Origin of the sequence: Desulfomicrobium orale DSM 12838 (assembly GCF_001553625.1) — a bacterium.
Lineage (GTDB): Bacteria > Desulfobacterota > Desulfovibrionia > Desulfovibrionales > Desulfomicrobiaceae > Desulfomicrobium > Desulfomicrobium orale.
This window is the reverse complement of record NZ_CP014230.1, coordinates 2,075,247-2,100,995: the sequence shown is the minus strand read 5'-3', so window position 1 is coordinate 2,100,995 and position 25,749 is coordinate 2,075,247. Positions and strand designations below refer to the sequence as shown.

Here is a 25,749-nt window from a genome sequence, read left to right as displayed (position 1 = left end):
GCCGGACCGGAAGATTCGGGAAAAAGCCGCATATCCCGGCCGTGCGCGGTACGCCTGCCTACAACCTGAACTTCTGCACCAGCTCTTCGAGGCTCTGGGCCAGCCCGGCCAGACTTTCCGCATTACGCTTCAGGGCCGAACTGCTTCCGGAGATATGCCGCGAAGCCTCGCTGACCATGCTCACGTCCTCGGCGATGGCCCCCGTGACCGCGGACGCCTGAGCCACGTTCTCGTTCACTTCCTGGATGCCCGAGGAGACCTGGCCGACGTTGCGGGCGATTTCTTCTGTTCCGGCGGTCTGCTCCTCCGCGGCGGAGGCGATGGCCGCCACGAATGAGCTGACTTCCTCGATGACCGCCATGACCTGCGTGATGTCCCCGGTGGTGGCCGTGGTCGAATTCTGGATGTCTTCCACCCGTTCCCGGATTTCTTCCGTGGCCGCCGCCGTCTGGTTGGCCAGCTCCTTGATTTCGTTGGCCACCACGGCAAAACCCCGGCCGACCTCCCCGGCCCGGGCCGCCTCGATGGTGGCGTTCAGGGCCAGCAGGTTCGTCTGCGCGGAAATGGCCGTGATGGCGGCCGTGACCGAGCCTATTTCCTGCGCGGCCGCGCTCAGTCTGCCAACCCGGTCCGATGCCGAAGCCGCCGTGCTCACGGCACGTCTGGCGACTTCCCGGGTCCGGTCCGTGCTCCCGGCAATCTCCCGCGCCGTGGAATGCACTTCCTCCGAGGCCGTGGCCACGGTGCCTATGTTGACGGACGCCTCCTCCATGGCCGCCGCCACGGAATGCATGTTGGCGCTCATTTCCTCGGATGCGGCGGCCACCGTATTGGCCTTGCCCGCCAGATCCTCCGCACTGCCGAGCAGTTCATTGGACATCCCTTTCAGCGCGGAGGACGACTCACGCAGCACTCTGGAACGCCCCGCGATCTCCGACACGATGGACCTGATGCCCTGAGCCGTCTTGTTCAGATGACGCTGCATCTCTCCCAGTTCATCCCGGCGGGTGACGGGCAGCTCTCCGGACATGTCGCCCACGGCCAGACGCTCCAGAAAGGCTCCGGCCGTGCGCAGCGGCGCCAGTATGCTGCCCCGCACCATCAGCCATCCGAGCCCTCCGGCCAGCAGCAGCACACCGGCCGTCCACCCGGAGAATTTCAGCATGGACGCGGTGAGCGCGGCGTTGGATTCCTTCAACGAGGAAATGATGACAAACGCTCCATGCGCCTCCCCGGCACGCCATCCTTCCTTGAGCCCGCCCGAGGGATCGCGCTCCCCTTTGGGATCGCCGTGACAATAGAGGCAGTCCTCCGACAGGATGATGGATTTGAAGTACAAAATGCGGTCTTTTTCCACGATGACCTTCTCGCGCAGGCCCGTGTCCGCGAACTCTTTGAGCACCCGGCTTTCCAGCTCGCCGGGCGCGTTCTGAGGATTGCGGGGGCTTTCCTTGGGCACGCGAAATTCCACCCCCAGTTCGGAAGCCTTGGCTCTGGCCGTGCTCATGGAAGAGACGATGGGTACGGCCTGCAAAAGACGCGGCGGATCTTCCCGCAGTTCGTCAAGAGGACGCAAAACCCCGTCCTGAAGCTTGCGCGCCATATCCTCACGCACGGACTCGGCCATGAGAACCACGGAGCGGCTTTCCTGCAGACGGCTCTCGATGGCGGCCTTCCTGCTGTCCGTGACGTGCATGGATATCATGACCGCGGCCAGAAGCAGTTGGCCGGAGGAAATAATGAGTAGCATTTTCCAGGTGAGCCCAAGCCTGTTCCACATGGGGCATACCCTCCTGCGGGAATGTTGATGCGGGGGAGCCACCGCGTCCGGGAAGCTCTGTCCACGGATATTCAGAGCATACGCGCGGGCCGTGCCAAAGGCAACAAACCCGTCGTAAATCAAGAGGATACATGTAAGCGCCCGGATATCCCCGATATGTGGGGCACAACCGGCCCCGACCATAAAGGTGTTGCCCTGGCCGGACGTTCCGGACCATAATCCCGGAAAAATCCACTGGAGGACGTATGCTCTCTCCGTTGCCTACTCCGCATGAAATGAGCGTCTGGGACCAGCAGACCATCCACAACTTCGGCCTGTCCGGCCGGATATTGATGGAAAACGCCAGCCGGGCCGCGCTGTACGTCTTGCGGGCTGAAACGGCCGGGCGAAAGTTCGGCTCCGTTCTGGTCTTCGCCGGTCCCGGCAACAACGGCGGCGATGCCTTCGCCCTGGCCCGGCATCTGACCAACGACGGTCTGGCCGTCCGGATCATGCACTCCCGGCCTCTGGACGGCTACACGGGCGACGCTGCCTACCATCTGAATCTGGCCAGGAACATGGATATTCCCTGCGCTCTTCTGTCCGCTCCGCCGCCCGCCTTTCCAAAGGCCGATCTGATTGTGGATGGTCTGCTGGGCACGGGCGCACAGGGAGAACTGCGCCCGGACATGCGGACCTGGATCGCGGCCATGAACGACATGAAGGAAAACGCCTTCATCCTGGCTCTGGACATCCCCTCGGGTCTGAACGGCCTGACCGGCGAACCCATGCCTCTGGCCGTCAGGGCGGATCTGACCGTGACCTTCGGGGCGGCCAAGCTCGGCCTGGTCCAGCCTCCGGCCGCGCCGTACACGGGCAGGCTGGTTGTGGCGGATATCGGCATCCCCCGGCAGGTCAAGGCCAGCCACCCCGCAGGACACGCGCTCCTTACGGAGAAACTGGCGGACCTGCTGCCGCGGCCCGCCCCGGACATGCACAAGGGTGACGCCGGGCACCTGCTCGTTCTGGGCGGTTCGGCGGGCATGACCGGCGCGCCGCTTCTGGCCGCCCGGGCGGCCCTGCGCTCGGGGGCGGGGCTGGTCACCCTCGGATGCCCGGAAGGACTCAGTCCGTCCTATGGAAGCTCCCCCGAAATCATGGCTTTGGGGCTGGGAAACGGGAAACGCTGGAGCGAAGAATGCCACGCGGATCTGGCAGCGCAGCCGCGCCGGTTTTCCGCCGTGGTTCTGGGGCCGGGCCTTGGCCGCGACAGTGGGGCCGAGCGGTTTCTTAGGCGTTATCTGGACGCGCCCCATCCACGCACCCTGTACGACGCCGACGCCCTGTATCTGCTGGGGAAGAACCAGGAGCTGCTCTCCCGCCTGGGGCCGGAAGCCGTGCTCACGCCTCATCCCGGAGAAATGGGCTTTCTGCTCGGTGCTCCGGGCGCGGAGATCAACCGCGACCGCATCCGGCACGCCCGCGAATTCGCCGCAGCCCGCCGCTGCACTCTGGTGCTGAAAGGCGCGGCCAGCATTGTGGCCGGAACGGAAGAGCCCGTGGCCATCTCGCCCTTCCACGTCCCCAATCTGGCCGTGGCCGGGTCCGGCGACGTGCTGGCCGGAGTCATCGGCAGCCTCATGGCCCAAGGGCTCGCGCCATTGACCGCGGCTCGGGCCGGAGTGTACTGGCATGGTTATGCCGGCCGCCTGCTGGAAAAAGTTTTTCCGTACCGGGGCAACACCCCGCTGGATATCGTCGAAAACCTGCCCGCAGCCCTGAAGGAGTGGAAACAATGCGCACAGCCAAAGACATCATGACGTCGCCCGCCATCACCATCGGTCCCGACGCGGACATCACCGAGGCCGCGAAGATACTGCTGGACCGGGACATCAACGGCCTGCCCGTGGTGGATGATTCCGGCCGGGTAGTCGGCATCATCTGTCAGAGCGATCTGGTCAGGATGCAGAAATCCCTGCCCATTCCTTCCCTGTTCACCCTGCTGGACGGCTTCGTGCCCCTGTCCACCACCGCGCTTCTGGAAACGGAAGTAAAACGCATCGCCGCGTCCAAAGTGGCCGACGCCATGACCAGAAAGGTGGAGTTCATCAGTCCGGACACGGGCGTGGACATCATCGCCACCCTCATGGTGGACAAGCAGTTCCACACCCTGCCCGTGGTGGATCAGGGACGGCTGGTGGGCGTGGTGGGCAAACGCGACATACTGCGCACCCTGCTGCCCCGATGATCCTGACCCTTGAAACTCCCGCCGCCACCGCCGCCATGGCCCGGGCCTTCGCCCGCGCCGCCGCGGCGGCCGATGTTCTTCCCGCCGTACTCATGAACGGTCAGCTGGGCGCGGGAAAAACCACCTTCGTGCGGGCGCTGGTCGAGCTGCTGCCGGGCAGCGAAAACGCCGAGGTCGGCAGCCCCAGTTTCAATCTCGTCAATCTCTACCCGACCATGCCGCCCGTGGCCCATTTCGATCTGTACCGCACGGCAGGACAGGGCTTTTCGGCCGATCTGGAAGAGGTTCTCGAATCCGGCGCTTTCTGTCTGGTGGAATGGGCCGAATTCCTGCCCGAGGCGTCCCGGCCGGAATCCTTCGTGACCATGGACTGGGACGTGAAGGACGACGCCCGGACCGTGCGCTTCACCGCCAGCGACGATCAGGCCCGGCTCTTTCTGGAGCGTGTTCTGGGCGGCGGCGCATAAATCTCATGTCCGTATCAGCCAAACGCCCCCTCGCCGAATCCCTGCGGCCGGAAACTCTGGACGATTTCATCGGACAGAGCCATTTCCGCGAACGTCTGCGCACCCTCATGCAGGCCAAAGAGCTGCCGAGCCTGCTCCTCTTCGGCCCGCCGGGATGCGGCAAATCCACCGTGGCCCTGCTCCTGGCCCGGCACAGCGGCAGGCCCTTCGTGCGGGTCAGCGCACCGGACGTGGGCATTACCGCCCTGCGCAAGCAGATTCAGGACAAGGACATCCTCATTCTGGACGAACTGCACCGCTATTCCAAAGCCCAGCAGGATTTCTTTCTGCCCATTCTGGAAACGGGCGAGCTGACTCTCATCGCCACCACCACGGAAAATCCGTCCTTCAGCGTGACCCGGCAGCTTCTGTCCCGGCTGCATGTGCTGCGCCTGCGCTCCATGAGCCCGGCGGAACTGCTGGATGTGGGCAGGCGCGGCGCGGCGGGAACGGGGCGGGATATCCCGGAGAAAAGCCTGGAAATCCTGGCCGCCCTGTCCAGCGGCGACGCGCGGACCATGCTCAATCTGGTGGAATTTGTGTCCGGACTGGCGGACGAGGACCTGGGTCCCGAGCATCTCAAGACCAAACTGCCGGAGATCGTGCTGCGCGGAGACCGGGACGGAGATTCCCATTACGAGCTGGCCTCGGCCCTGATCAAATCCATCCGCGGCTCGGACCCGGACGCGGCCCTCTACTATCTGGCCTGTCTGGTGGAGACCGGCGAAGATCCCCGGTTCATCTGCCGCAGACTGATCCTTTCGGCCTCCGAGGATGTGGGCCTTGGCGACCCGATGGCCATGCCTCTGGCCGTGGCCTGCGAGCAGGCCGTGGAGCGAGTGGGCATGCCCGAGGGCTGGATTCCCATGGCCGAAACGGCCGTGTACCTGGCCCTGGCGCCCAAGAGCAATTCCACCTACGCGGGCTATCTTTCGGCCCAGAAGGAAATCCGTGCCAGCGGCCCCAAACCCGTGCCCCTGTATCTGCGCAACGCTTCCACCAGCCTGCAACGGGAATGGGGATTCGGGCAGGGGTACAAATATCCCCACGCCTACCCCGAAGCCTGGGTGGAGCAGGACTATCTGCCCCCGGAACTCAAAGGCCGGGTTTTCTACCAGCCCAAAAGCCTGGGGCACGAAGAGCGGCTGACCATGTGGCTGCGCCGGACCAGGGGAGCCCGTGTAAAGCCGAAAGGCAGAGACCGGGACTGGAACGACTGAATGCACTCGGCCATGAACGCTTCGCCCGCCGCCGACACATCCGGCAAACGGGGCGAAATACTTTCCGGGCGCTGAGGACCCGAACACGGGGAACACTACGGCAGATCAGGACTTCAGGTCATCCATGTGCGGGAGAAGACTTTTGGGCGCTTCGGACTCGTAGCGGAAGGTGTGGCTGAACGGCGTCATGACCTGCATGGCCTGCTCCAGGGTCGCGCCCTCGTCCATGAGCTTTTGGATCTTGCCCCGCTCTTTCCACATGTCGCCCAGCGGATCGTGTTCCTTGTTGCGGATGGGTTTCACCACCTTTTCCCAATCGTACGGGTCGGCCTTCTCCTTCAGCACGATCTCCCAGTACTCCCCTTCCTTCCTGGCCCGGTCCGGACGCGCGGACGCGGCTTCGTCCAGAATTTCCGAAAATCTGGGCACATCCTCATCCCACAGGGCGATGACCGCCTCGGGCTTCTTGATGGCCTCGCCTGTCCGGCACCGGTATACGAGATATGAACGGGACATGATTTCTCCATGTGGTTTGTGTTTCGCAGCTCAAAGCCCGCGGCCGTCTACAGCCCCATGCGCACAAGCGCCATGGACACCGCCGGACGGCTGTAGTCCGCGCGCGTGACCCGGCCCCGGCTCAAAATGCCGATGATGCCCTGACCGTACCCGATGCGCGGGTCTTCGGTCAGGCCCGCCCGCCGCACGGCCGGGTCCAGTTCCATGCCTTCTTTCACAACCAGCCGGGACACCTCGTCCGGCAGTTCGAAGGCGGGGCCAAGCCCCAGAAACATTTCCTCTCCGTTGAAAATGGCGCAGGCCGTCAGGTTCATGTATCCCGTGCGGGTCAGGGGCACGGGCACAAGCCCCGATTCCAGAGCCACGGCCAGATCACAGGACAGGGCAAAGGCGGCGCGGGCACGGTTCATGGCTCCGCCCAGAGTCTGTTCGAGGCCCACGGGCTGGTCGGGCACTCCGGAATCCACGGCCACAGGCGCAAAATCGGCTCCGGGAAAACGCGCTTCCATGACATCCCGGATGGCCGCCAGCTTGACCGGGTTTTTCGATCCCACGTTGATGCGCATGCGCATGTCAGTCCGCCCGGATATCGGTTTCCGCTCAAAAAGTGATGATCTGAAAGCCCGCGTCCATATACTCCCGCATGGACGGATGCCCGTGCATGTCCCCGATCAGGGGAATGCCCGCCTGTTCCGCATGCGCCGCCGCGCCCAGCTTGGACGCACAGGCCCGGCAGAGGCCATCGAGGAGTCCGGCCTGACGGACCTGGATAAAAAGCCGATGCAGCGGATGCCCGGGCTCCATCAACGGTTCCGCCAGGCTGACCGAAGCGCCTTCCATGACCACCCGCACCTCCCGGCCGCATCCATGCATGTCCAGAGCATTGAGCAAAACGTGAACAAAGCACATGGGATCGCCGTTGAAGACAAAAAATACCGTTTTCACGCCGCCTCCTAAAATCTGCGGATCAGAACCACGCCGACCAGCAGCAGAACCGCGCCCAGAATGCGCCACGGACTGACCGGCTGCACCGCCACGCCCAGCCAACCATAGTGGTCCATGGCCAGGGACAGGCCCATCTGCCCGGCCACCAGAAGAGCCATGACATTGGCCGCGCCCAGACGGGGAATGGCCACGAGGGTCATGCTGACGAAAAATGCGCCCATGAGTCCCGCCGTCCAGACCCACCAGGGCAGATCGGCCAGCACCTTGACCGGCGGCCAGGGCGTGCGCTGGAAGACCACGAGCAGCCACAAAACCAGGGTCCCCACGAGAAAGGAGAAAAATGCGGAAATATACGGGCTGCGCACCGTCTGCGCCACCACCGCGTTGACCGCAGGCTGGACAGGCATGAGACATCCGGCCAGCAGCGTCAAGGCAAGTATCAGCCAGTCCATTCTTCCTCCCGCCGGCATGGGCCGGATTTCCGGATTTCATCGGGAAAGATTGCCCCGCACAGGGGCGTCTGATACGAAAAGGGCCGCCGCTGATCAAGAAACATCCCGCAAAACAACGGAATCATCCATGCTCGGTCTCCTCCGCTCCCGCCGCAGCGTCCGTCATTACACGGAACAGGAAATCTCTCCCGAAACCCTGGACATACTGAAGGAGGCCTTACTCCGCTCGCCTTCTTCGCGCGGCCTCGATCCGTGGGAGTTTCTTTTCGTCACGGACAAGGCTCTGCTCCGGGAGCTGGCCGAAGCCAAGGCCCACGGGGCGGCCTTCCTGCAGGATGCAGCCCTGGGCGTGGCCGTACTCGGCGATGAAAACACAGCCGACACCTGGATCGAAGACTGCTCCATCGCGGCCATCATTCTCCAGCTGACCTGCGAGAGTCTGGGGCTTGGCAGCTGCTGGGTGCAGATCCGTCTGCGGGAAGACGCCTTCGGCGCATCCGCCGAAACCCGGGTGCGGCAGATCCTGAACATCCCGGAGCATTTGCACGTGGAAGCCGTCATCGGTATCGGCCACCCGGCCCGGAAACCCGAACCCCATCCGCGCCAGAATCTGAAGGACGGGAAAATCCGCTTCAACACCTACGCATGACCCGCTCCCGCCGCCACGAGGAATACCGCTTCTGTCCAGCCTGCGGCGGCGCCCTCGCGGCCCGGACCGAAACCCCGCATCCGCGCTGTTCCCATTGCGGCCATGTGGTCTATCTCGATCCCAAAACCGTGGCCTGCGTCATTGTGGACATCGGCGGCAAAATCCTGCTCATGCGCCGCAAACGTCCGAGTGATGCCGGGCGCTGGCTGCTGCCGGGCGGTTACGTGAACCGGGGCGAACCCGTGGAACGGGCCGCCGTGCGGGAAATCCGGGAAGAGACGGGGCTTTCGGTGGAGCTCAATGCCCTGGTGAGCGTGTTTTCCTATACGGACTGGCCGCCGGTGGTCATCGTGTACAGCGCCCGGCTTGAGCGGGCTAACCCCGTTCCCGGAGAAGAAGCCGAAGCCCTCACTCTGTTCGGCCCGGACGAAATTCCCTGGGATGGGCTGGCCTTTCCGAGCACCCGCGACGCCCTGCGGACGTACCTGGCGGGCCTTGCCAACCCCGCATCCCGGCTTTACACAAACCGCCCAACACGCACCCAACAAGGACAATTCATGGAAACGCCATCCAATTTTCTGCGCGCCATCATCGAAGAGGATCTGGCCCACAACAGAAACGAGGGCCGGGTCGTCACCCGCTTTCCGCCGGAGCCCAACGGCTTTCTGCACATCGGGCACGCCAAGTCCATCTGCCTCAATTTCGGTCTGGCCAGGGATTACGGCGGACGCTGCCATCTGCGCTTCGACGACACCAACCCCGGCAAGGAAGACCCGGTCTACGTGGAATCCATCAAGGAGGATGTACATTGGCTGGGCTTCGACTGGGGCTCCCATCTCCATCATGCCTCGGACTACTTCGAGCGCCTGTACGGCTTCGCCGTGGAGCTGATCCGTCAGGGCAAAGCCTATGTCTGCTCCCTGCCGCCGGAAGAAATGCGCCGCTACCGGGGCACCCTGACCGAGCCCGGCGTGAACAGCCCCTACCGCGACCGCCCGGTGGAAGAGAATCTCGATCTTTTCGCCCGCATGCGGGCCGGAGAATTCCCCGAAGGCGCGCACGTCCTGCGGGCCAAAATCGACATGGCCTCACCCAACATGAACATGCGCGACCCGGCCCTGTACCGCATTCTCCACCAGGAGCATCAGAACACGGGCTCGAACTGGTGCATCTACCCCATGTACGACTTCGCCCACGGCCTGTCCGACGCTCTGGAACACATCACCCACTCCATCTGCACCCTGGAATTCGCCGATCACCGGCCCTTGTACGACTGGATTCTGGACCAGCTCGACGTACCGGCCCGGCCCCGGCAGTACGAGTTCAATCGTCTGAACATCAATTACACCGTGACCAGCAAGCGCAAGCTGAAACAGCTGGTGGATGAAAGGCTGGTCTCTGGCTGGGACGACCCGCGCATGCCCACCATTTCGGGAATGCGCCGCAGGGGCTTTCCGCCCGCCGCCCTGCGCGACTTCTGCGAACGCATCGGAGTCAGCCGTTCGGACAGCTGCGTGGACATGAGCCTGCTGGAAAACTGCGTGCGCGAAGAACTGGACGCCGCAGCCCCGCGAGCCATGGCCGTGCTGCGCCCGCTGCGGGTCGTCATCGAGAACTACCCCGAAGACAGGGAGGAATTCTTCGATCTGCCGAACCACCCGAAAAACCCGGACATGGGCGGCCGCAAGGCGGGTTTTTCGCGGGAAATTTTCATTGAACGCGACGATTTCATGGAAAGCCCGTGTCCCAAATTCTTCCGGCTGGCTCCGGGACGGGAAGTACGGCTGCGCGGCGCGTACCTGATCACCTGCACGGGAGTACGTAAAGGCCCGGATGGAGAAATCGAAGCGGTCATCTGCTCCTACGATCCGCAGACGCGCGGCGGCGACGCTCCCGACGGCCGCAAGGTCAAGGGCACCCTGCACTGGGTCGGCGCGCGGCATGGCAGGCGAGCCGAAATCCGCCTCTACGACCGCCTGTTCATGGCCGAAACTCCGGGCAAAGACGCGGACTTTCTGACCCAGATCAATCCGCACTCCCTGGTCACTCTTACAGACTGCGTGGTGGAGGAAAGCCTTACCCGCGCCGCGCCCGAAGACCGCTTCCAGTTCGAGCGCCAGGGTTATTTCTGCGCGGACCGCTTCGAGCACACGCCGGAAAAACCGGTTTTCAACCGCACGGTCGGCCTGCGCGACTCCTGGAGCAAGGCCACGGCGTAGAGCGGGCTGCAGAAAACGCCCGCATCAGCCACTTCCGGGTGCTTCCCCGGGTGCGCAACGCAGCCAGGGGCAGAAGGCGAGGGTCTGGCTGGTGAACTCCCCGCTCTCTTTCTCGTGCAGAAAAAGAGGCGGAAGAACTCTCAAGCCGGCCCCGCCATTTTTCACGGCCCGGACCAGCACCAGCCGGGCGGGCCGCCCCGGACGGGGATGGATGAAAAGTATTTCTCTGGGCCGCAGCCGCGCGGCACAAAGACCCGCCAGCAGATCGTCCGCCCGTTCGGCCAGATAAATGAAGGCGCACGGTCTTTTGTTTTTCACGAAAAACGCGCTGGCCCGGAGAAAATCCTCCAGACCGGCATGGGTTTCAAAGCGGGCCGGATTTCTGGACGCCCGCACGCACATGCGCCCCGCCCCTTCCCTCCGGTAAGGCGGGTTGCAGACCACCATGTCGGCGCATTCCGCCCGCAGGCCGCCGGGTGCGGCCACATCGGCCAAAAAGGGCATGAAACGCTCCTCAAGGCCGAGCCGCCGGGCATTTTCCCTGGCGTGGACGAGAATTTCCGCATCCCGGTCCAGCCCCGCCACATGTATCGCCGGGCATCCCATCGCGAGGGCCAGACCCACCACGCCGCAGCCCGCGCCCAGATCGAGGACCAGACCGCCCGCTCCTCTCCTCCCGGCAAAGGCCGCAAGAAGAAGCGCGTCCACGGAAAAACGGAACCCGGCTTCGGGCTGGCTCAGGCCGCGCGGAAAAAAACGCCGGGCCTCCTTCACGGAAAGCCCGGCAGTCTGTGCGAACTCCATCGTCAACGTCATCCCGCCATTTGATTTCTTTCAACCACCCGGCCCGTGCGGCAGGCGCCTCCGGGCTCCGGCGGGCGCTCCCGCCTACTTCAGCACGGACCGCAGGCGCTCCATGGCCTCCTGCACGTTCTCCAGACTGTTGAAGGCCGAAATGCGGATAAATCCTTCTCCGCACGCGCCGAACCCGGCCCCCGGCGTGCAGACCACGGCCGCCTCGCGCAGCAGCATGTCGAAGAATTCCCACGACCCCATCTTGCCGTCGATCCAGACATACGGGGAGTTCTCCCCGCCCACGCAGTCGTAGCCCAGACTGGTCATTTCCCGGCGGATAATGGCCGCATTGCTCAGATAATGATCCACAAGGGCCGCGGTCTGGGCCCGTCCCTCGGGTGAATACACGGCAGCCGCGGCCTTCTGCACCGGATAGGACACGCCGTTGGTCTTGGTGCTCTGGCGGCGGTTCCACAGGGCGTGCAGGCTGTGGCCGTTTCCCGCGCTGTCGTACGCCACACAGGTTTTGGGCACGGCCACGAACGCCAGACGCGTGCCGGTGAACCCGGCGGTTTTGGACAGGGAGCGGAACTCGATGGCCACTTCCCGCGCTCCTTCTATTTCATAGATGGTTCTGGGCAGCGACGGATCGCGGATGAAAGACTCGTAAGCCGCATCGTACAGGATGAGGGCCTTGTGCTTGCGGGCGTAGTCCACCCATTTTCCGAGCTGTTCCCTTGTGATGGTCGCGCCCGTGGGATTGTTGGGATAGCACAGGTAAATCAGGTCCACGGGTTCCTTCGGCAGGTCCGGGATGAACCCGTTGGCTCTGGTGCCCTCCAGATAGACCAGACTCTCATAGCGGCCGCCCGCATTGTTCCCGGTACGCCCGGCCATGACGTTGGTATCCACATACACGGGATAGACCGGATCGGGCACGGCCACGCGGATGTCTCCGGCAAAAAGCTCTTGGATGTTGCCTGTGTCGCACTTGGCTCCGTCGCTGATGAAGATCTCGTCCGGCGCGATGTCCGCCCCACGGGACTGGAAATCCTCCCGCGCGATGAGTTCACGCAGAAATCCGTAGCCCTGTTCCGGACCGTAACCGTGGAAGGTAGACGCGCTGGCCATCTCGTCCACTCCTTCGTGGAAGGCCCTGATCACGGCGGGCGACAGGGGCTCGGTCACATCTCCGATGCCCATGCGGATGATCTTCCTGTCCGGGTTTTCCTTCTGAAAGTCGGCCACCCGGCGGGCAATATCTGAAAAAAGGTAGGAAGCCTTGAGTTTCAGGTAATTCTCGTTGACGCGAATCATGACATCCTCGGTTGTTCGTTTGCGGAAAAAAATTTCGTACCGGCAAAAAGACCCCGCTTCAAGAGGAGCGGCGGAGCCTGCGGCCCAGAGCGGCGGTCAGCAGGCGGGCCTGTCCGTCGCGCACGAGAAGGCCCAGTCCCATATACGCACCAGCCCAGAGAGGAATGAGAAGCAGGCTCACGCGGCCAAGTTCCGCACTGGCCCGGCATCCGGCCAAAAGACCCGCGCTCAGGAGCAGGCACAGCGGCAGGTCACGCCCCGGTCTGAACCATGACCCGCAGTGCCGCCGCAGCAAAACGCCCAGCAGCAGCACGTTGATCCAGGCCGAAACGGACGACGCCAGAGCCAGCCCCACATGCCCCAGAACCTGCATGCCGATCCCGCCCATGAGCACATAGGCCAGCAGGCAGACCACGGCCACGCGGACCGGCGTTTTGGTGTCGCCCAGAGCGTAATAGGCCGAAGCCAGAGAGCGCACGCAGGAAAAGGCAGGCAGGCCGGGCACATAGCCCAAAAGCGCCAAGGCCGTTCCGTGCACCGCCGCGCCGGAAAACTCCCCCCTCCCGAACAGGACATCCACCAGCGGCCCGGCCAGACCGGCCAGACCGGCAGCGGCAGGCAGATTGATGAACAGGATCAGGTTCAGGGCCGAGGAAAGGGCTTGGCCGAACTCCGGCCGCTGATCTTCTCCGGCCAGGGAGGACAGGGCGGGCAGTGCGGCCACGCCCACGGCCACGCCGAATACGCCCAGAGGAAACTGGAAAAGCCGGTCCGCGTAGTACAGATAGGAAACGGATCCTTCCGGCAGGAAAGAGGCCATGCCCGTACCGATCAGGACATTGAGCTGATACACGGCCGAACCCAGAATGGTGGGCAGCATGAGCAGGCCTATACGGCGTACGCCGGGCCCCGCCGGACGGACCGGGCCGACCCAGGAAAAGCCCTTCTGCCGCAACACCGGCTGTTGCAGCAGCCATTGCCCGAGCCCCGCCGCGAGTACGCCCCAGGCCAGCCATACGGCTACGTTGCCGTCCTGCCAGATGGCCAGCAGGCTGGCCGAAATGAGCGCGATGTTCAGCACGCACGGCGCCAAGGCGGGCAGAAGAAAATGCCCCATGCTGTTCAGAACGCCCATGCACAGGGCCACGGCCGAGATGAACAGGATATAGGGGAAGCAGATGCGGATCAGATGAGCCGTGAGCCCGAACATCTCCGGCCGCTTGGCGGCAAATCCCGAAGCGATGAGCATGGTCACGGTCTGGGGAAAAAAGACCACCAGCAGGGTCAGACCGCCGAGAATGACCAGCAGCCAGAACTGGATGGACCGGGCCAGGGTGAAGGCGGCCTGATCCCCGTCCTCCTTCCGGACGCGCACAAAGGTGGGCACGAAGGCCATGGTCATGGAGCCTTCGGCGAAAAGGCTCCGAAGCAGATTGGGCACGCGGAAAGCCACAAAAAAGGCGTCGGCCAGAACGGACGCGCCCAGAGCGTAGGCCATGATCAGATCCCGGACCAGACCGAGCAGGCGGCTTAAAAGCGTGGCGGCGGAAACGATGGAGGCGTTGCGGGCGATGGAGGTCTGGGTGCTCACGGATGTCGGAAAGGTTGCGGTTTTACGGAGCGCTGTCCCGCACTCCGCCGGAGTCGATCCGGATCAACTATCCGGCCTCTTCTCCATGCGCAACCGCGCAAAAGCAAAGGAAAAGCGGATATGCGGGCAAATAGGAATGAAGCATGCCGGGCGGCCGCATATACGTTCAGCCGCATCCGTCATCCCTGGAGCAGAGTCTCCAGAGCCATGTCCGCCCGTTCGGGTTCCCGCGCAAAAATACCGGCACACAAATCCCTGAATTGTTTCTCCGCCGTACCATCCACCGGAAGATCGGGAAAAAACGGCACCCCGCAGTCTTCAAACTCGATGGGGCTGAACGCCAAATCCTCGTCAAGGGACACGGTTCCTTCCCCGCCTCCGGTGACGGATTCTTTATGTACCTGATTCTGATTCATGCGCTTGGCAAACCCCAGGGATTCCGAAGGCCGGTTGAACTCGTTGAGCCGGACGATGCGTTCGTTGACGGCCTCGCAATGCCGCCGCACCTGATCGTAGTGGACGCTGACCAGCTTGCGGCCGGGATACAGGGGATCGGCATACGGCGCGCCATGCATGTAGGCGTCGATCATTCCGGACAGTTCGGTATACAGGCGCCAAGCCGTTTTGACGAAAAGCCCTCTTCTGGTGAAGCTCCTCAGGCGCGGCAGGACAAGGCGGCTTCCCTCCGGGACATCTTCGGCAGTCAGCCCCGCGCACAGCCCTTCCGGTAGCCCAGCGCTTCCTTCCGGGCCGAGCAGAAAAAACAGCCCGCCGATCCAGAGCCGTATCTTTTCCGCCCGAACCCGGAGTTCGGCCACCCGGGACTGAAACAGAGCGATCTCCTCCTCCACTTCCTTGCGGGCGCCGAAAAATACGTCGGCCGCTTCACGCAGGGTTTCCCGCACCAGAGCGTCGCCCCATTCATCCATAATGCCCATGATCCCTCCGATATCCCGGATATGCGGCCGAAGACACCTTGAGATCTTTTTATCTCCGGGAATCCGGAACTGACAAGCCCGTTCAGGTCTCCCGTTGACAGGTCAAACCGGTGGTTATAGTTCTTTGTGAAATTTTTTACAGGAGGTTTCGCCTTGAATATTCTCATTTTCGGACCCAACGGCAGCGGCAAGGGCACCCAGGGCTCCCTGGCGAAGAAAAAATACGACCTGGATCATATCGAATCCGGAGCGATCTTTCGCAAGCACATCGGCGGCGGCACGGAACTGGGAAAAAAAGCCAAGGAATATATCGATCGCGGCGAACTTGTGCCGGACGACATCACCATTCCCATGGTGCTGGATGTGCTCAAGAACACGGGTCCCAATGGCTGGCTGCTGGACGGTTTTCCCCGGTCCATCGTGCAGGCCCAGAAGCTGTGGGAAGCCTTGCAGGCCGACGGAGTAAAGCTCAACTACGTCATCGAAATCCTTCTGCCGCGCGAAGTGGCCAAGAACCGCATCATGGGCCGCCGCCTCTGTAAGAACGACAACAATCACCCCAACAATATTTTCATCGACGCCATCAAGCCCAGCGGCGAAAAATGCCGGGTCTGCGGCGGCGAGCTGTCCTCCCGCGCCGACGATCAGGACGAGGCCGCCATCGATAAGCGTCACGACATCTACTACGACACCAAGACCGGTACCCTGGCCGCCTCCTATTATTTCAAGAATCTCGCGGACACGGCCGGGTTCAAATACATTGAGCTGGACGGAGAAGGCTCCATCGACGACATCAAAAACACGCTCATGGCCCAGTTGAAATAACCGGATACACCGGGGCGGTCTTTCGACGGAATCCGCCCCGGCCTGACCAAACCCCGCACTCCTTCATGACCCTGCGCATCGGAAAAATAGACTACCTGAATATCTGGCATGTCTTTCACCTTCTTGAGCAAAGTTGTCCGGAAGGACCGGATTTTCACTACCAGCCGGGGCATCCCAGCGAACTGAACCGGGCTCTGGACTCCGGGCTTCTGGATGTCTCGCCCTCGTCGTCCTTTGAGTATCTCCTGCACGCCGAGAAATACCAGCTTCTGCCCGGAGCCTCCATCAGCGCGGAGCGGGAAGTCCAGAGCGTGCTGTTTCTTTCGCCCGCCCCTCTGAACGAACTTCCCGCATGGCTGGAGAAAAATCCCGGTCCCATCCGCCTGACCGGCGCCTCGGCCACGTCCTCGGCCTTGCTGCGCGTGCTCTGGAGCCAGCGCTGGGAGCTGCCGCCCGTTTCATGGTCGGAAGTACCGCCAGGAGCCGGACTGGACACGGGCCGCCCGTTTCTGGAAATCGGCAATGCGGCCCTGCGCCATTTCATTCTGCCTCCGCCCGGATACCACATCTACGATCTGGCTTCGGAATGGACCGCGTGGACCGGCCTGCCCTTTGTCTTCGCCGTATGGATCGTACGCCGGGCGTTGAACGATACTGCCGCGGCCCTGCTGGAGCGCTTAAACAGACATATCTCCCGCATCACCGCGTCTCTTCCGGAGCACTTTGACACCCTGTCCAGGCAGCCGTACCGCCCGGACTGGCTGCCCGCTCCAAGCCTGATACGTTACTGGCAGGCCATGAGCTACGGCCTGGGGGCACGGGAACAGGCGGCACTCCTTCTTTTCGGCGAATGCTGCACGCGCCAGGGTCTGCTGCCCGGCGCTCCGGGCCTGACATGGTTCGGCAGACAATGATCCGGCTTTCGCGGAGGAAGAAATTGCGCCATGTGTAAAAAGCGGTGTCCATCGGATGCGCACTCCATAAACGAATCCTCTCGCAACGGCATATATATTCTCATCTAAGAATTATATTGGGAAAAGATCAAACTGATTTGTTGAAGAAAATAGATTATTTCAAAATGGAGAAAAAATAATGACTTTCATCAAACCGAATAAAATTCATAAATTTTATTTATTACTAATAATAATATTTTTATCTTCATGTAGAAACAATGAATTTAAAAATATTGATATATTAAGTGTTAAGGAAGTAGGTGAATTATTAATAATGGAATTAAAAAAAGAAAACTATAGATTTGTTGAAAATTATTTTGATCATATTGAAAAAAATGAAATATATAACAATGATGGAGTAAAAAAAATATATAGTATATATAAATATATTTATAGTAAAAATGAAGGAAATGAAAAGGAATTGCTTAAAAAATGGTGCTCTAAATCATCTCGACATATTCCATATGTTATAATTGGAAATTACTATATACATGATGGATGGAGAGATCGTGGCGATAAATATGCAAATGAGACAAGCAATGATCAATTTAGAAATTTCTATGACAAGTTAAAACTAGCAAAAGAAGCATTAGAAAAAGCCTATAATATATACAAAGAAGATATGGATATATACTGCGGGATGATGACGATATGTATATCTCTTTCCCAGAGAAAAGAATTTGAATTTTGGTACACTAAATCTCTTGATATAGATAAAACATATTTCAATATTTATCATCAGAAGTTTACGATTCTGCTTCCAAAATGGGGAGGGTCGTGGAAGGATGCATATAACTTTGCAAAGAAAATGAAGGACAACTCTCCTAAAGGGAGTAAGGCATATTGCCTATATCTAGAGCTCATACTTGAGTATCTGTATAATTCAGATAAATATAGCGATCTAAAATATTACTACGGCGATAAGACGTATACAAAAATACTTCAAGATGTAGCTGAAATTGAGAGTAGGCTTCTATCTGAGTTTCCTGGCTCAGAATTTATGATTATAAAAAGGGAACGTATAAAAGGATCATGCTATTTTATGCTTGGTGATACAGAAGAAGCTGAAAAAAGTTTTAAAAGAATTATAGAATTCGATTCTAACTATCATTGGGCATGGTATATGCTTGGACAAATTTATACGAAAAATTTAAAAAAATATAAAGACGGAATAAAATTTTATAATAAGGCAATAGAAATTTATAATGACGATATTTTATACCACTTTGAAAGAGGATATGCTGCTTACTGTGATTTTGATATTGATTTATGTATCTCAGATATGAGTATAGCATTGAAAAAGAATATAAAATATATTCCACAAATATGGATGGCTTATTTTTGCAGAGGAATATGTTTACAGCATAAAGGTAAAAATTCCGCGGCTATTGAAGATTTCACGTCTGCCATCACAGAAAACCCGGAATACCTCGAATTGTTTAAATATAGATCATGGTCATACCATGTAACAGGGCAGTTAGACAAGGCCATATCCGATCTCAGGCATATCTTGAAAAATAATCCTCAAGATAACCAGACTGTTGAACTGCTCAAGCAGTATGAATCGGAACTGCAGACTAAGAGAAAGTAATCCTGTTTTTGTATGTTGACTCAGGCCGGATGTTCATTCTGCAGGAAAAGGATGAACCATGCTCTACCGCTGGCTGCTGTGGCTCAGGAAACCAAGCAACAATCTGTGGGTCACACCCACTCTGGGCGCGCTTCTGGCCATCGTTTTCGCACTGGCCGCGTCGCTGGGCACACATTACCTCGAAGAAGAAATCTTCCCTCCCATTGACCGGGAAACACTGGCCAGTCTGCTCGATGTCCTGGCTTCGAGCATGCTGGCCGTGAGCACGTTTTCCCTGTCCATCATGGTGTCGGCCTTTGCCTCCGCGTCAAGCAGCGCCACGCCCCGCGCCACGGAGCTGGTCATGGGCGACGACAACACGCGCCTGGCCATCGCCAGTTTCATCTCGGCCTTCATCTACGCCATCATTGCCAGGGTCGCTCTGGATATAGGCTACTACGGCGCAAACGGACGTTTCATTCTTTTCATCAGCACCACCCTGGTACTCGCCTATCTGGTTTTTGTGTTGATCCGGTGGGTGCATACCCTCTCCCGCCTGGGGCGCATGGCCAACACACTGGATAAAATTTACCAGACCGCATCCAGAGCCATGCTTCAGTATCGTCAACATCCCGCCATGGACGCACTCCAGATCCCTCCGGACCTGAATCCGGATCAGGAAATAGTGGTGCTAAAAAGTGGTTTCCTGACGCACATCAACATTCCTCCCATTCAAAAATGGGCCGAGGACAACCACGCGCATGTACACATTCTGGCCCGGCCCGGGGATTATCTGCTGCCCGGTCAACCGATGCTGCGGCTGTTCTGGGACCACGCTCTGGCCGATGACCAGCGGCCCGATGCCGAGCCGCTGCACACCCATCTGGTGCAGGCGAACGAACGGAGCTTCGATCAGGACCCGCGCTTCGGCATGATCGTGCTGAGCGAAGTGGCCCAGCGCGCCCTGTCCCCGGCCGTCAACGATCCGGGAACGGCCTTCAATGTCCTGGCCCTGATGACCGCATTACTGCTGGACCATACGGAGGAGGCCGACGGGGAAAAAGAGCCCGTTTACGACCGCGTCAGTCTGATTCCCCTCAAGGAGGCCGATCTGGTCACTCAGGCCATGGACCCCATCGCCCGTGACGGCGCGGGAAACATTGAAATCGCTCTGCGCCTGCAGAAAATTCTGTCGGCCATCAACACCCACGCCCCGGAAATGGCCGTGCGGACGGCGGCCGCCCATCAGGCGCGGCTGGCTTATGTCCGCGCCCGAAACGCCCTGCCCTGCGAGGAAGACCGGCTGCTGCTGCAGATGCAACGCGCGCGCTATTTCGGGGATGACCTGCCGGAGCACCTGGAGGACAGCAGCCTGACCGCACGCTGAGATCAAAAGGACGCACACTCCCATCCAGCCGGCAATCCTCACCGTATATTCTTTCTTGCGCGCCGGCTGCCGCGAATATAAGCGTCGAGCTTCGCATCCGGCCTGTCTGTCACGCCAAATCTTCAGGCCACAACGGCCCGTTACACGGTCAGGCCCTCCAGAGACGCTTCATGATCAGATACCTGATTTTTCTCTTGCTGCTCGCGGGATGTCATCCATTCGCGCCCGCCCCTGTCCAAAGACCCGTGCTTCCGGAGACGTTTCCCTCCGGCTCGGGAGCGCGCGTGGTGGAAGACGAGTGGTGGAAGGATTTCAACAGCTCCGCCCTGAACGGCCTCATGGACGAGGCCCTGACCTCGGCCCCGGCCATCCGCATCGCCCTGGCCCGGCTGGATCAGGCCGAAGCTGCGGCGGCCAAGGCCGGCAGCGTGCTGTGGGCTCAGTCGGAACTGAATGCCGAGGCCGCCAGGTCATGGACGCGCGCCGATGACCGGTCCGCGACGGCCAGACAGTACGGTCTGGGGCTTGCCGCCAGCTATGAGCTGGACTTGTGGGGGAGGGTCAGCGCCCTGCGCCAGGCCGGGACGCTCGCTTTTGAAGCCGGTCTCGAAGACGCGCGCATCTCCTCCATGACGCTGGCCGGGGAACTGGCCGAAGCATGGATCAATCTGTGTTCGGTTCGGAAGCAGATCGGGATTTTGCACCAGCAGCAGAAAACCAACGCGGAAATCCTGTCCATCCTGGAAATCCGCTTCACCAGCTCCCTGGCCTCCGCCCTGGATATTTTTCAGCAGCGGGAAGCCATGGCCCAGATCGAGGCCGGGGTTCCGCCGCTTCTGGCCGAGACCGTCCGTCTGGAAAACAGAATCAATCTGCTGGCCGGAAAGCTGCCGGGCACGCCCGTTCCGCCAGCCGGTGAACTGCCCTCTCCCCTGCCTCTCCCGGAAGCCGGCCTGCCCGCCGATCTGCTGGAGAACCGGCCGGATATCCGCGCCAGCCGCCTGCGTCTGGAAGAAGCGGGCTGGAATCTGGCCGCGGCGAAGGCCGACCGCCTGCCCGCCCTGCGCCTGACCGGCAGATTCAGTCACGAAGCGGCGGAAGTGGAACGGATTTTCGACAACTGGGCGGCCAATATCGCGGCGGCCCTGACCGCCCCCCTTCTGGATGGAGGACGGCGTGCGGCCGAAGTCCGCCGTCAGGACGCCGTGCGCCGCGAACGGCTGACCGACTACGAAAACACTGTGCTGACCGCTCTGGCCGAAACGGACTCGGGCCTGAGCGCCGTCCGGAAACAGCAGGAGCATCTGGCCGCACTGGACATCCAGATGGACCTTTCCGCCCGGGCCCTGCAAAACGCCCGCTGGCGATATCAAAACGGCCTTCTGCCCTACAATACGGTGCTGGATCAGCGGCTGCGGCTGCAACAGCTGGAGCGCGCCCGCGTCCAGCAGCAGGCCGCGCTCCTGATCATGCAGGCCGGCCTGTGCCGGTCCCTGGGCAAAGGCTGGCGCACCCATTTTTCTTTTCCGCAGACAGGAACCACTCCATGAGTATTGCCGATCACGAACAGCCCGAACCTCTGTCCCGGCGGATGAAGCTCCTGACCGCGCTTCTCTGCCTGCTCGTGCTGGGCGCGGGCGCGGCCCTCGCCGCCTATTTTCTGGCCACCCGGCCCACTCCGCCGCAACGCCCTCCTGTTCCGCTTTCCCCTCTGGTCGAAGCCATGCCGGTCCGGTCCGGCCCGGCACACATCGTCATCCACGCCATGGGCACGGTTGTCCCGGCCCGCGAGACCAGCATCAGGGCCGAAGTGCCCGGAACCGTCCGGCAAATGTCCGCAGACTTCGAGCCCGGCGGGGTCGTTGCCGCCGGAAAATCTCTCCTGCGGCTGGAAACCGAGGATTTTCAGCTGGCCGCGCTGACCCGGAAGGCGGCGCTGGAGCAGGCGAAGGCCGATCTGGCCCTGGAACGCGGCTATCAGGAAGTGGCCCGGCACGAATGGGAAATACTGTCCCGCGAAGGGCAGGCCACGGGCAGTCCGGATCTGGCCCTGCGCAAGCCCCAGCTGGCCCAGGCCCGGGCCAGGCTTCTCCAGGCCGAAGCAGGCCTCGCCCAGGCCGAACTGGATTTGCGCCGGACCACGGTCACCGCGCCTTTCACGGCGTTGGTACTGGAAAAAAACGTGAACCTGGGGGCGCATGTTTCCACGCAGGAAACTCTGGGAAAACTGGTGGATGTCAGCCAGTACTGGGTGGAAGCGTCCGTGCCCGTGGATCAGTTGCTCTGGATCGCCCTGCCCGGAAAGGACCGGCCCGGATCCGCGGCGGACATTCTCGCCCCGGACGGAAGTTCCCGCGCCCGGGGCCGGGTGCTGCGCCTGCTGGGCGATTTGGAAAACCAGGGCCGCATGGCCCGGATTCTGGTGTCCGTGCCCAGCCCTCTTGATGTCCGCCCCACCCCCGTTCTTCTTGGCGAGTATGTACGTCTGGCCATTCGGGGTGCGCGCCTGGACGGCGTCATCCGGCTGCCCAGAGCCGCCCTGCATGACGGGGACACCGTATGGACCGTACGCGACGGACTGCTGGACATCCGGCAGGTCACAGTGGCCTGGCGCGACCGCGAAAGCGTTCTTGTCAGCGGCGGCCTTTCTTCCGGCGACATGGTGGTCACCAGCGACATCCCTGCGCCCATCGCCGGCATGTCCGTCACCCTGAGCGGACAGTCTCCATCGGAGCCCTAGATGACGCGCATCAACCAGCGTGGCCCCATCGCCTGGATGGCCAACAATCCCGTGGCCGCCAACCTGCTCATGATGGCCTGTCTTCTGGGCGGCCTGATCGTCGCCCCGCACATCAAGCAGGAATTTCTGCCGGAGCCTTCCTCCGAGATCGTGACCGTAAGCGTAGCCTACCCCGGCGCCAGCCCCGAGGAGGTCGAACAGGGTATCGTACTGGCTATCGAGGAACGCGTGGCCGGGCTGGACGGCGTAAAGGAAGTTCTCTCCTCGTCGGCGGAAAATTCCGGCCTGGTCACGGTGAAAGCCCTTTCCGGCACGGATATCCAGCGCCTGGCCCAGGACATCAAAAGCGAGGTGGACCGCATCACCTCGTTCCCGAAAGAGGCGGAAACCCCCAAGGTGACCGTGAGCTCCAGACGGCTGCAAACGGTTTTTCTCACTCTGTACGGCGATGTGAACGAGATCGCCCTGCGCAGCCTGGCCGAAACGGTGCGCGACGAACTGCTTCAGGATCCGGAGATAACGCAGATCAATCTGGACGGCATACGCGATCTGGAAATCAGCGTGGAGATATCCCAGGAGCGCCTCAGGGCCCACGGTCTGACCCTGGATGAAGTCGCCGACATCATCGGCAAATCCGCGCTGGAACTGCCCGGCGGCAGCATGAAGACCACCCAGGGCGAGATTCTGGTTAGGGTCAGGGACCGCCGGGAATTGGGAGTGGAGTTCGCCAAACTGCCCGTCATCACCACACCCGAGGGTTCCGTCGTTCGTCTGGAGGATCTGGGTACCGTCACCGACGGTTTCGCCGAGGCGGATATCATGGCCCGCTACAACGGCCAGCCGGCCGTCCTGCTTGATGTGTACAGCGTGGGTGACCAGACGCCCGTTTCCGTGTCCACGGCCGTCGCCGGCCATCTAGACCGCCTGAACCAGATGCTGCCACCGGGCGTGCGTCTGGCCAAAACCTTCGATCTGTCCGACATGTTCCGCCAGCGCATGGACCTGCTCATCAAAAACGGCATCATCGGCCTGCTGCTGGTTTTCGGCCTGCTGACTCTTTTTCTGGAGATACGGCTGGCCTTCTGGGTCAGCATGGGCATCCCCGTGTCCATTCTGGGCTCGTTTCTGTTCCTGCCCGCCGCGGACGTGTCCATCAACATGATCTCCATGTTCGCCTTCATCGTCACTTTGGGCATCGTGGTGGACGACGCCATCGTGGTCGGCGAAAACGTGTACCAATACAGGGAGCAGGGTCTGCCACCCCTCAAGGCGGCTATCGCCGGAGCGCGGGAAATGGTCACTCCCGTGACCTTCGCCGTTCTGACCAACATGGTGGCTTTCGCTCCCATGTTTTTCGTTCCCGGCTCTCTGGGGCGGTTTTTCAGCATCATACCCATCATCGTGATCAGCGTGTTTCTCATATCCCTTACGGAAGTGCTGTTCGTGCTGCCCTCCCATCTGGGACATCAGAAAGCCCGCACCATCTCGTGGCTCGCCCCTCTCCAGAGGCTGCAGGGCCGGTTCAGCGCGGGCTTCATGCGCATGGTCGATGAAATCTTTTCGCCCCTTCTGGCCTGGACCATCCGGCTGCGCTATCTGACCCTCGCCGCGGCGGTAGCCGGACTGGGCATCACCGCCGGGTATGTCGGCAGCGGCAGGATGGGCTTCGATGTATCACCCAGCGTGGAATCCGACTATGCCTACGCCGCTCTGGAGCTGCCTTTCGGTTCGCCGCTGGAGCGCACCGAGGCCGTGCTGGAACAGCTGGTCCGGGCCGCCGGGGAACTGGCGAAAGAGCTCGGCGACGACAACCTGGTGCAGGGCATCTACTCTCAGGCGGGAGACGACAGGGGCGGGCACCAGGGGTCGGTCCTAGTCTTCCTCGCTCCTCCGGAAAAACGGAGCATCTCCACGACGGAATTCACCCGCAGGTGGCGCGAGAGCGTCGGCGACATTCCGGGAGTCGATACCCTGAAATTCCAGGCTGACCGGGGCGGATCGGGCTCCGGCGCGGCCCTGACCGTGGAACTCTCCCACCGCTCCACGCAGGTGCTGGAACTGGCCGGGAAGGAGCTGGCGCAGACCCTGGGCGAATACGCGCAGACCTCGGATATCGACGACGGCGTTTCCCAGGGCAAGATGCAGTTCGACTTCAGCCTGCTGCCCCAGGGCATGAGCCTGGGCCTGACCTCCCTCGATGTGGCCCGGCAGATCCGCTCCGCCTATTACGGGGCCGAAGCCCTGCGCCAGCAGCGCGGCAGAAATGAACTCAGAGTCATGACGCGGCTGCCCTTGGACGAACGAAGCAGCGTTCACAGTATCGAAAATTTCCTGTTACGCACGCCAAAAAGAAGCTATGTGCCCCTGCGCGAAGTGGCCGAAGTCAAAATGGGACGCTCCTATACCAGCATCGAACGCCGCAAGGGCCGCCGGGTCATCTCCGTCACGGCCGACGTGACGCCGCGGTCGGAAGCCGGAACCATCCAGCAGTCCCTGACTGAGTCCGTCCTGCCCCGGCTGGTCGAACGCTTCCCCGGACTGACCTACAGCTTCGAGGGCAAACAGGCCGAAAGCGAAGAGGGAGTTTCAGCCCTGATGACGGGCCTGGGCATCGCCGTGCTGGGTATCTTTGTCCTGCTGGCCGTTCCTCTGCGCAGCTACGTGCAGCCGGTCATCATCATGACCAGCATTCCTTTCGGCATTGTCGGGGCAGTGCTCGGGCATCTGCTCATGGGATACTCGTTCAGTCTGGTTTCCCTGTTCGGCATCGTGGCCCTGTCCGGGGTGGTGGTCAACGCCTCTCTGGTGCTCATCGACTGCGCCAACAGCAAACGCCGTCTGGGACAGTCCGCCCTGACGGCCATCCATCAGGCCAGTCTCCAGCGCTTCCGCCCCATTTTGCTGACCACCGTGACCACTTTCGGCGGGCTGGCTCCCATGATCTGGGAAACGTCGAGACAGGCCCGCTTCCTCATCCCCATGGCCCTGTCCCTGGGGTTCGGCATAGTCTTCGCCACCTTCATCACTCTGGGAATAGTGCCCTCCCTGTACATGATTCTGGAAGACCTGCGCCGTTTTTTCCGGGCTCTTCTGAAGTAGCGGGTCCAGGCGGCGGACAC

The 25,749-nt window shown here is 61.1% G+C and carries 22 protein-coding genes and 1 pseudogene; 14 read left to right on the top strand and 9 right to left on the bottom strand.

All coding sequences use genetic code 11. The features are described 5' to 3' along the window. Positions 1–58: 58 nt before the first annotated feature. Positions 59–1,780, bottom strand: coding sequence for a methyl-accepting chemotaxis protein (locus AXF15_RS09725; protein ID WP_066606674.1), 1,722 nt, complete (start codon positions 1,778–1,780; stop codon positions 59–61). Between the two features lie 245 nt (positions 1,781–2,025). On the opposite strand from AXF15_RS09725, the gene AXF15_RS09720 reads away from it, so the two are divergent. From AXF15_RS09720 to AXF15_RS09705, 4 genes are read left to right on the top strand one after another with little or no spacing between them, the layout of a single operon-like run. Continuing rightward, entirely contained in the window at positions 2,026–3,579 is a 1,554-nt protein-coding gene (locus tag AXF15_RS09720; protein WP_066606671.1) for a bifunctional ADP-dependent NAD(P)H-hydrate dehydratase/NAD(P)H-hydrate epimerase, read from the top strand. Continuing rightward, positions 3,555–4,007, top strand: a complete 453-nt coding sequence (locus AXF15_RS09715; RefSeq protein WP_066606668.1) for a CBS domain-containing protein — start codon at positions 3,555–3,557, stop codon at positions 4,005–4,007. The genes AXF15_RS09720 and AXF15_RS09715 overlap by 25 nt, the downstream gene beginning before the upstream one ends. Continuing rightward, entirely contained in the window at positions 4,004–4,474 is a 471-nt protein-coding gene (tsaE, locus tag AXF15_RS09710) for a tRNA (adenosine(37)-N6)-threonylcarbamoyltransferase complex ATPase subunit type 1 TsaE (protein ID WP_066606665.1), read from the top strand. Before AXF15_RS09715 ends, tsaE begins: the two co-directional genes overlap by 4 nt. Positions 4,475–4,479: 5 nt before the next feature. Next, positions 4,480–5,733: a replication-associated recombination protein A gene (locus AXF15_RS09705; protein ID WP_066606664.1), complete on the top strand. Its 1,254-nt coding sequence runs from the start codon at positions 4,480–4,482 to the stop codon at positions 5,731–5,733. 105 nt (positions 5,734–5,838) lie between these two features. Here AXF15_RS09705 and AXF15_RS09700 read toward each other — a convergent pair whose 3' ends face one another. Genes AXF15_RS09700 through AXF15_RS09685 form a run of 4 tightly spaced genes read right to left on the bottom strand, consistent with a single transcriptional unit; the run spans position 5,839 to position 7,646 of the window. Then, complete coding sequence (locus AXF15_RS09700; RefSeq protein ID WP_066606662.1) at positions 5,839–6,249, bottom strand: hypothetical protein; 411 nt, start codon at positions 6,247–6,249, stop codon at positions 5,839–5,841. Positions 6,250–6,296: 47 nt separating this feature from the next. Continuing rightward, the gene (gene yjjX / locus AXF15_RS09695; protein ID WP_066606660.1) at positions 6,297–6,821 is read right to left on the bottom strand and encodes an inosine/xanthosine triphosphatase; all 525 of its coding nucleotides are present in this window, start codon (positions 6,819–6,821) and stop codon (positions 6,297–6,299) included. A gap of 28 nt (positions 6,822–6,849) precedes the next feature. Beyond that, positions 6,850–7,194, bottom strand: a complete 345-nt coding sequence (locus tag AXF15_RS09690; RefSeq protein ID WP_211258972.1) for a cytoplasmic protein — start codon at positions 7,192–7,194, stop codon at positions 6,850–6,852. A gap of 8 nt (positions 7,195–7,202) precedes the next feature. Beyond that, complete coding sequence (locus tag AXF15_RS09685; RefSeq protein WP_066606659.1) at positions 7,203–7,646, bottom strand: DMT family transporter; 444 nt, start codon at positions 7,644–7,646, stop codon at positions 7,203–7,205. A 127-nt stretch (positions 7,647–7,773) separates the two neighbouring features. Here AXF15_RS09685 and AXF15_RS09680 point away from each other — a divergent pair, with 127 nt between their 5' ends. The 3 genes and pseudogenes from AXF15_RS09680 (at position 7,774) to AXF15_RS09675 (ending at position 10,514) form a co-directional block, all read left to right on the top strand. After that, positions 7,774–8,295: a nitroreductase family protein gene (locus AXF15_RS09680; protein ID WP_066606656.1), complete on the top strand. Its 522-nt coding sequence runs from the start codon at positions 7,774–7,776 to the stop codon at positions 8,293–8,295. Continuing rightward, positions 8,292–8,723 (top strand): annotated as a pseudogene (locus tag AXF15_RS14705) (NUDIX hydrolase); the annotation flags it as partial. The gene AXF15_RS09680 and the pseudogene AXF15_RS14705, both read left to right, overlap by 4 nt. 129 nt (positions 8,724–8,852) lie before the next feature. Then, a complete protein-coding gene (locus AXF15_RS09675) occupies positions 8,853–10,514 on the top strand; it encodes a glutamine--tRNA ligase/YqeY domain fusion protein (protein ID WP_066608896.1) in 1,662 nt (553 codons plus the stop codon). A 24-nt stretch (positions 10,515–10,538) separates the two neighbouring features. Here AXF15_RS09675 and AXF15_RS09670 read toward each other — a convergent pair whose 3' ends face one another. The 4 genes from AXF15_RS09670 to AXF15_RS09655 form a co-directional block, all read right to left on the bottom strand. After that, a complete protein-coding gene (locus AXF15_RS09670; protein ID WP_066606646.1) occupies positions 10,539–11,318 on the bottom strand; it encodes a tRNA1(Val) (adenine(37)-N6)-methyltransferase in 780 nt (259 codons plus the stop codon). A gap of 84 nt (positions 11,319–11,402) precedes the next feature. Next, positions 11,403–12,626: an LL-diaminopimelate aminotransferase gene (locus AXF15_RS09665; protein ID WP_066606643.1), complete on the bottom strand. Its 1,224-nt coding sequence runs from the start codon at positions 12,624–12,626 to the stop codon at positions 11,403–11,405. A 58-nt stretch (positions 12,627–12,684) separates the two neighbouring features. Beyond that, positions 12,685–14,217 (bottom strand): murein biosynthesis integral membrane protein MurJ, encoded by a 1,533-nt coding sequence (gene murJ, locus AXF15_RS09660; protein ID WP_066606640.1) that lies wholly within the window; start codon positions 14,215–14,217, stop codon positions 12,685–12,687. Between the two features lie 179 nt (positions 14,218–14,396). Then, the gene (locus tag AXF15_RS09655) at positions 14,397–15,155 is read right to left on the bottom strand and encodes a hypothetical protein (protein ID WP_066606636.1); all 759 of its coding nucleotides are present in this window, start codon (positions 15,153–15,155) and stop codon (positions 14,397–14,399) included. 153 nt (positions 15,156–15,308) lie between these two features. Between AXF15_RS09655 and AXF15_RS09650 the strand changes: the two genes are divergently transcribed. The 7 genes from AXF15_RS09650 to AXF15_RS09620 all read left to right on the top strand — a co-directional run bounded on the left by AXF15_RS09650 (position 15,309) and on the right by AXF15_RS09620 (position 25,729). Continuing rightward, the gene (locus AXF15_RS09650; RefSeq protein WP_066606630.1) at positions 15,309–15,980 is read left to right on the top strand and encodes an adenylate kinase; all 672 of its coding nucleotides are present in this window, start codon (positions 15,309–15,311) and stop codon (positions 15,978–15,980) included. Between the two features lie 65 nt (positions 15,981–16,045). Further along, on the top strand, positions 16,046–16,894 hold the full coding sequence (locus tag AXF15_RS09645; RefSeq protein WP_066606629.1) for a menaquinone biosynthetic enzyme MqnA/MqnD family protein: 849 nt from the start codon (positions 16,046–16,048) through the stop codon (positions 16,892–16,894). Between the two features lie 178 nt (positions 16,895–17,072). Next, entirely contained in the window at positions 17,073–18,524 is a 1,452-nt protein-coding gene (locus AXF15_RS09640) for a tetratricopeptide repeat protein (protein ID WP_083517974.1), read from the top strand. Between the two features lie 58 nt (positions 18,525–18,582). Further along, positions 18,583–19,890: a DUF2254 domain-containing protein gene (locus AXF15_RS09635; RefSeq protein ID WP_066606626.1), complete on the top strand. Its 1,308-nt coding sequence runs from the start codon at positions 18,583–18,585 to the stop codon at positions 19,888–19,890. 170 nt (positions 19,891–20,060) lie between these two features. Next, positions 20,061–21,440 (top strand): efflux transporter outer membrane subunit, encoded by a 1,380-nt coding sequence (locus tag AXF15_RS09630; RefSeq protein WP_066606623.1) that lies wholly within the window; start codon positions 20,061–20,063, stop codon positions 21,438–21,440. Next, on the top strand, positions 21,437–22,630 hold the full coding sequence (locus AXF15_RS09625) for an efflux RND transporter periplasmic adaptor subunit (RefSeq protein WP_066606619.1): 1,194 nt from the start codon (positions 21,437–21,439) through the stop codon (positions 22,628–22,630). Before AXF15_RS09630 ends, AXF15_RS09625 begins: the two co-directional genes overlap by 4 nt. Then, positions 22,631–25,729, top strand: a complete 3,099-nt coding sequence (locus AXF15_RS09620; protein WP_066606616.1) for an efflux RND transporter permease subunit — start codon at positions 22,631–22,633, stop codon at positions 25,727–25,729. Positions 25,730–25,749 lie beyond the last annotated feature (20 nt).

What these genes read in the sequence shown, in the direction of transcription:
- AXF15_RS09645 (WP_066606629.1), top strand. Translation starts at nt 16,046, where the DNA reads ATGACCCTGCGCATCGGAAAAATAGACTACCTGAATATCTGGCATGTC.
- AXF15_RS09620 (WP_066606616.1), top strand. Translation starts at nt 22,631, where the DNA reads ATGACGCGCATCAACCAGCGTGGCCCCATCGCCTGGATGGCCAACAAT.
- AXF15_RS09675 (WP_066608896.1), top strand. Translation starts at nt 8,853, where the DNA reads ATGGAAACGCCATCCAATTTTCTGCGCGCCATCATCGAAGAGGATCTG.
- AXF15_RS09680 (WP_066606656.1), top strand. Translation starts at nt 7,774, where the DNA reads ATGCTCGGTCTCCTCCGCTCCCGCCGCAGCGTCCGTCATTACACGGAA.
- AXF15_RS09640 (WP_083517974.1), top strand. Translation starts at nt 17,073, where the DNA reads ATGACTTTCATCAAACCGAATAAAATTCATAAATTTTATTTATTACTA.
- AXF15_RS09665 (WP_066606643.1), bottom strand. Translation starts at nt 12,626, where the DNA reads ATGATTCGCGTCAACGAGAATTACCTGAAACTCAAGGCTTCCTACCTT.
- AXF15_RS09635 (WP_066606626.1), top strand. Translation starts at nt 18,583, where the DNA reads ATGCTCTACCGCTGGCTGCTGTGGCTCAGGAAACCAAGCAACAATCTG.
- AXF15_RS09655 (WP_066606636.1), bottom strand. Translation starts at nt 15,155, where the DNA reads ATGGGCATTATGGATGAATGGGGCGACGCTCTGGTGCGGGAAACCCTG.
- AXF15_RS09630 (WP_066606623.1), top strand. Translation starts at nt 20,061, where the DNA reads ATGATCAGATACCTGATTTTTCTCTTGCTGCTCGCGGGATGTCATCCA.
- AXF15_RS09670 (WP_066606646.1), bottom strand. Translation starts at nt 11,318, where the DNA reads ATGGAGTTCGCACAGACTGCCGGGCTTTCCGTGAAGGAGGCCCGGCGT.
- AXF15_RS09720 (WP_066606671.1), top strand. Translation starts at nt 2,026, where the DNA reads ATGCTCTCTCCGTTGCCTACTCCGCATGAAATGAGCGTCTGGGACCAG.
- AXF15_RS09700 (WP_066606662.1), bottom strand. Translation starts at nt 6,249, where the DNA reads ATGTCCCGTTCATATCTCGTATACCGGTGCCGGACAGGCGAGGCCATC.
- tsaE (WP_066606665.1), top strand. Translation starts at nt 4,004, where the DNA reads ATGATCCTGACCCTTGAAACTCCCGCCGCCACCGCCGCCATGGCCCGG.
- yjjX (WP_066606660.1), bottom strand. Translation starts at nt 6,821, where the DNA reads ATGCGCATGCGCATCAACGTGGGATCGAAAAACCCGGTCAAGCTGGCG.
- AXF15_RS09685 (WP_066606659.1), bottom strand. Translation starts at nt 7,646, where the DNA reads ATGGACTGGCTGATACTTGCCTTGACGCTGCTGGCCGGATGTCTCATG.
- AXF15_RS09705 (WP_066606664.1), top strand. Translation starts at nt 4,480, where the DNA reads ATGTCCGTATCAGCCAAACGCCCCCTCGCCGAATCCCTGCGGCCGGAA.
- AXF15_RS09725 (WP_066606674.1), bottom strand. Translation starts at nt 1,780, where the DNA reads ATGTGGAACAGGCTTGGGCTCACCTGGAAAATGCTACTCATTATTTCC.
- AXF15_RS09625 (WP_066606619.1), top strand. Translation starts at nt 21,437, where the DNA reads ATGAGTATTGCCGATCACGAACAGCCCGAACCTCTGTCCCGGCGGATG.
- AXF15_RS09715 (WP_066606668.1), top strand. Translation starts at nt 3,555, where the DNA reads ATGCGCACAGCCAAAGACATCATGACGTCGCCCGCCATCACCATCGGT.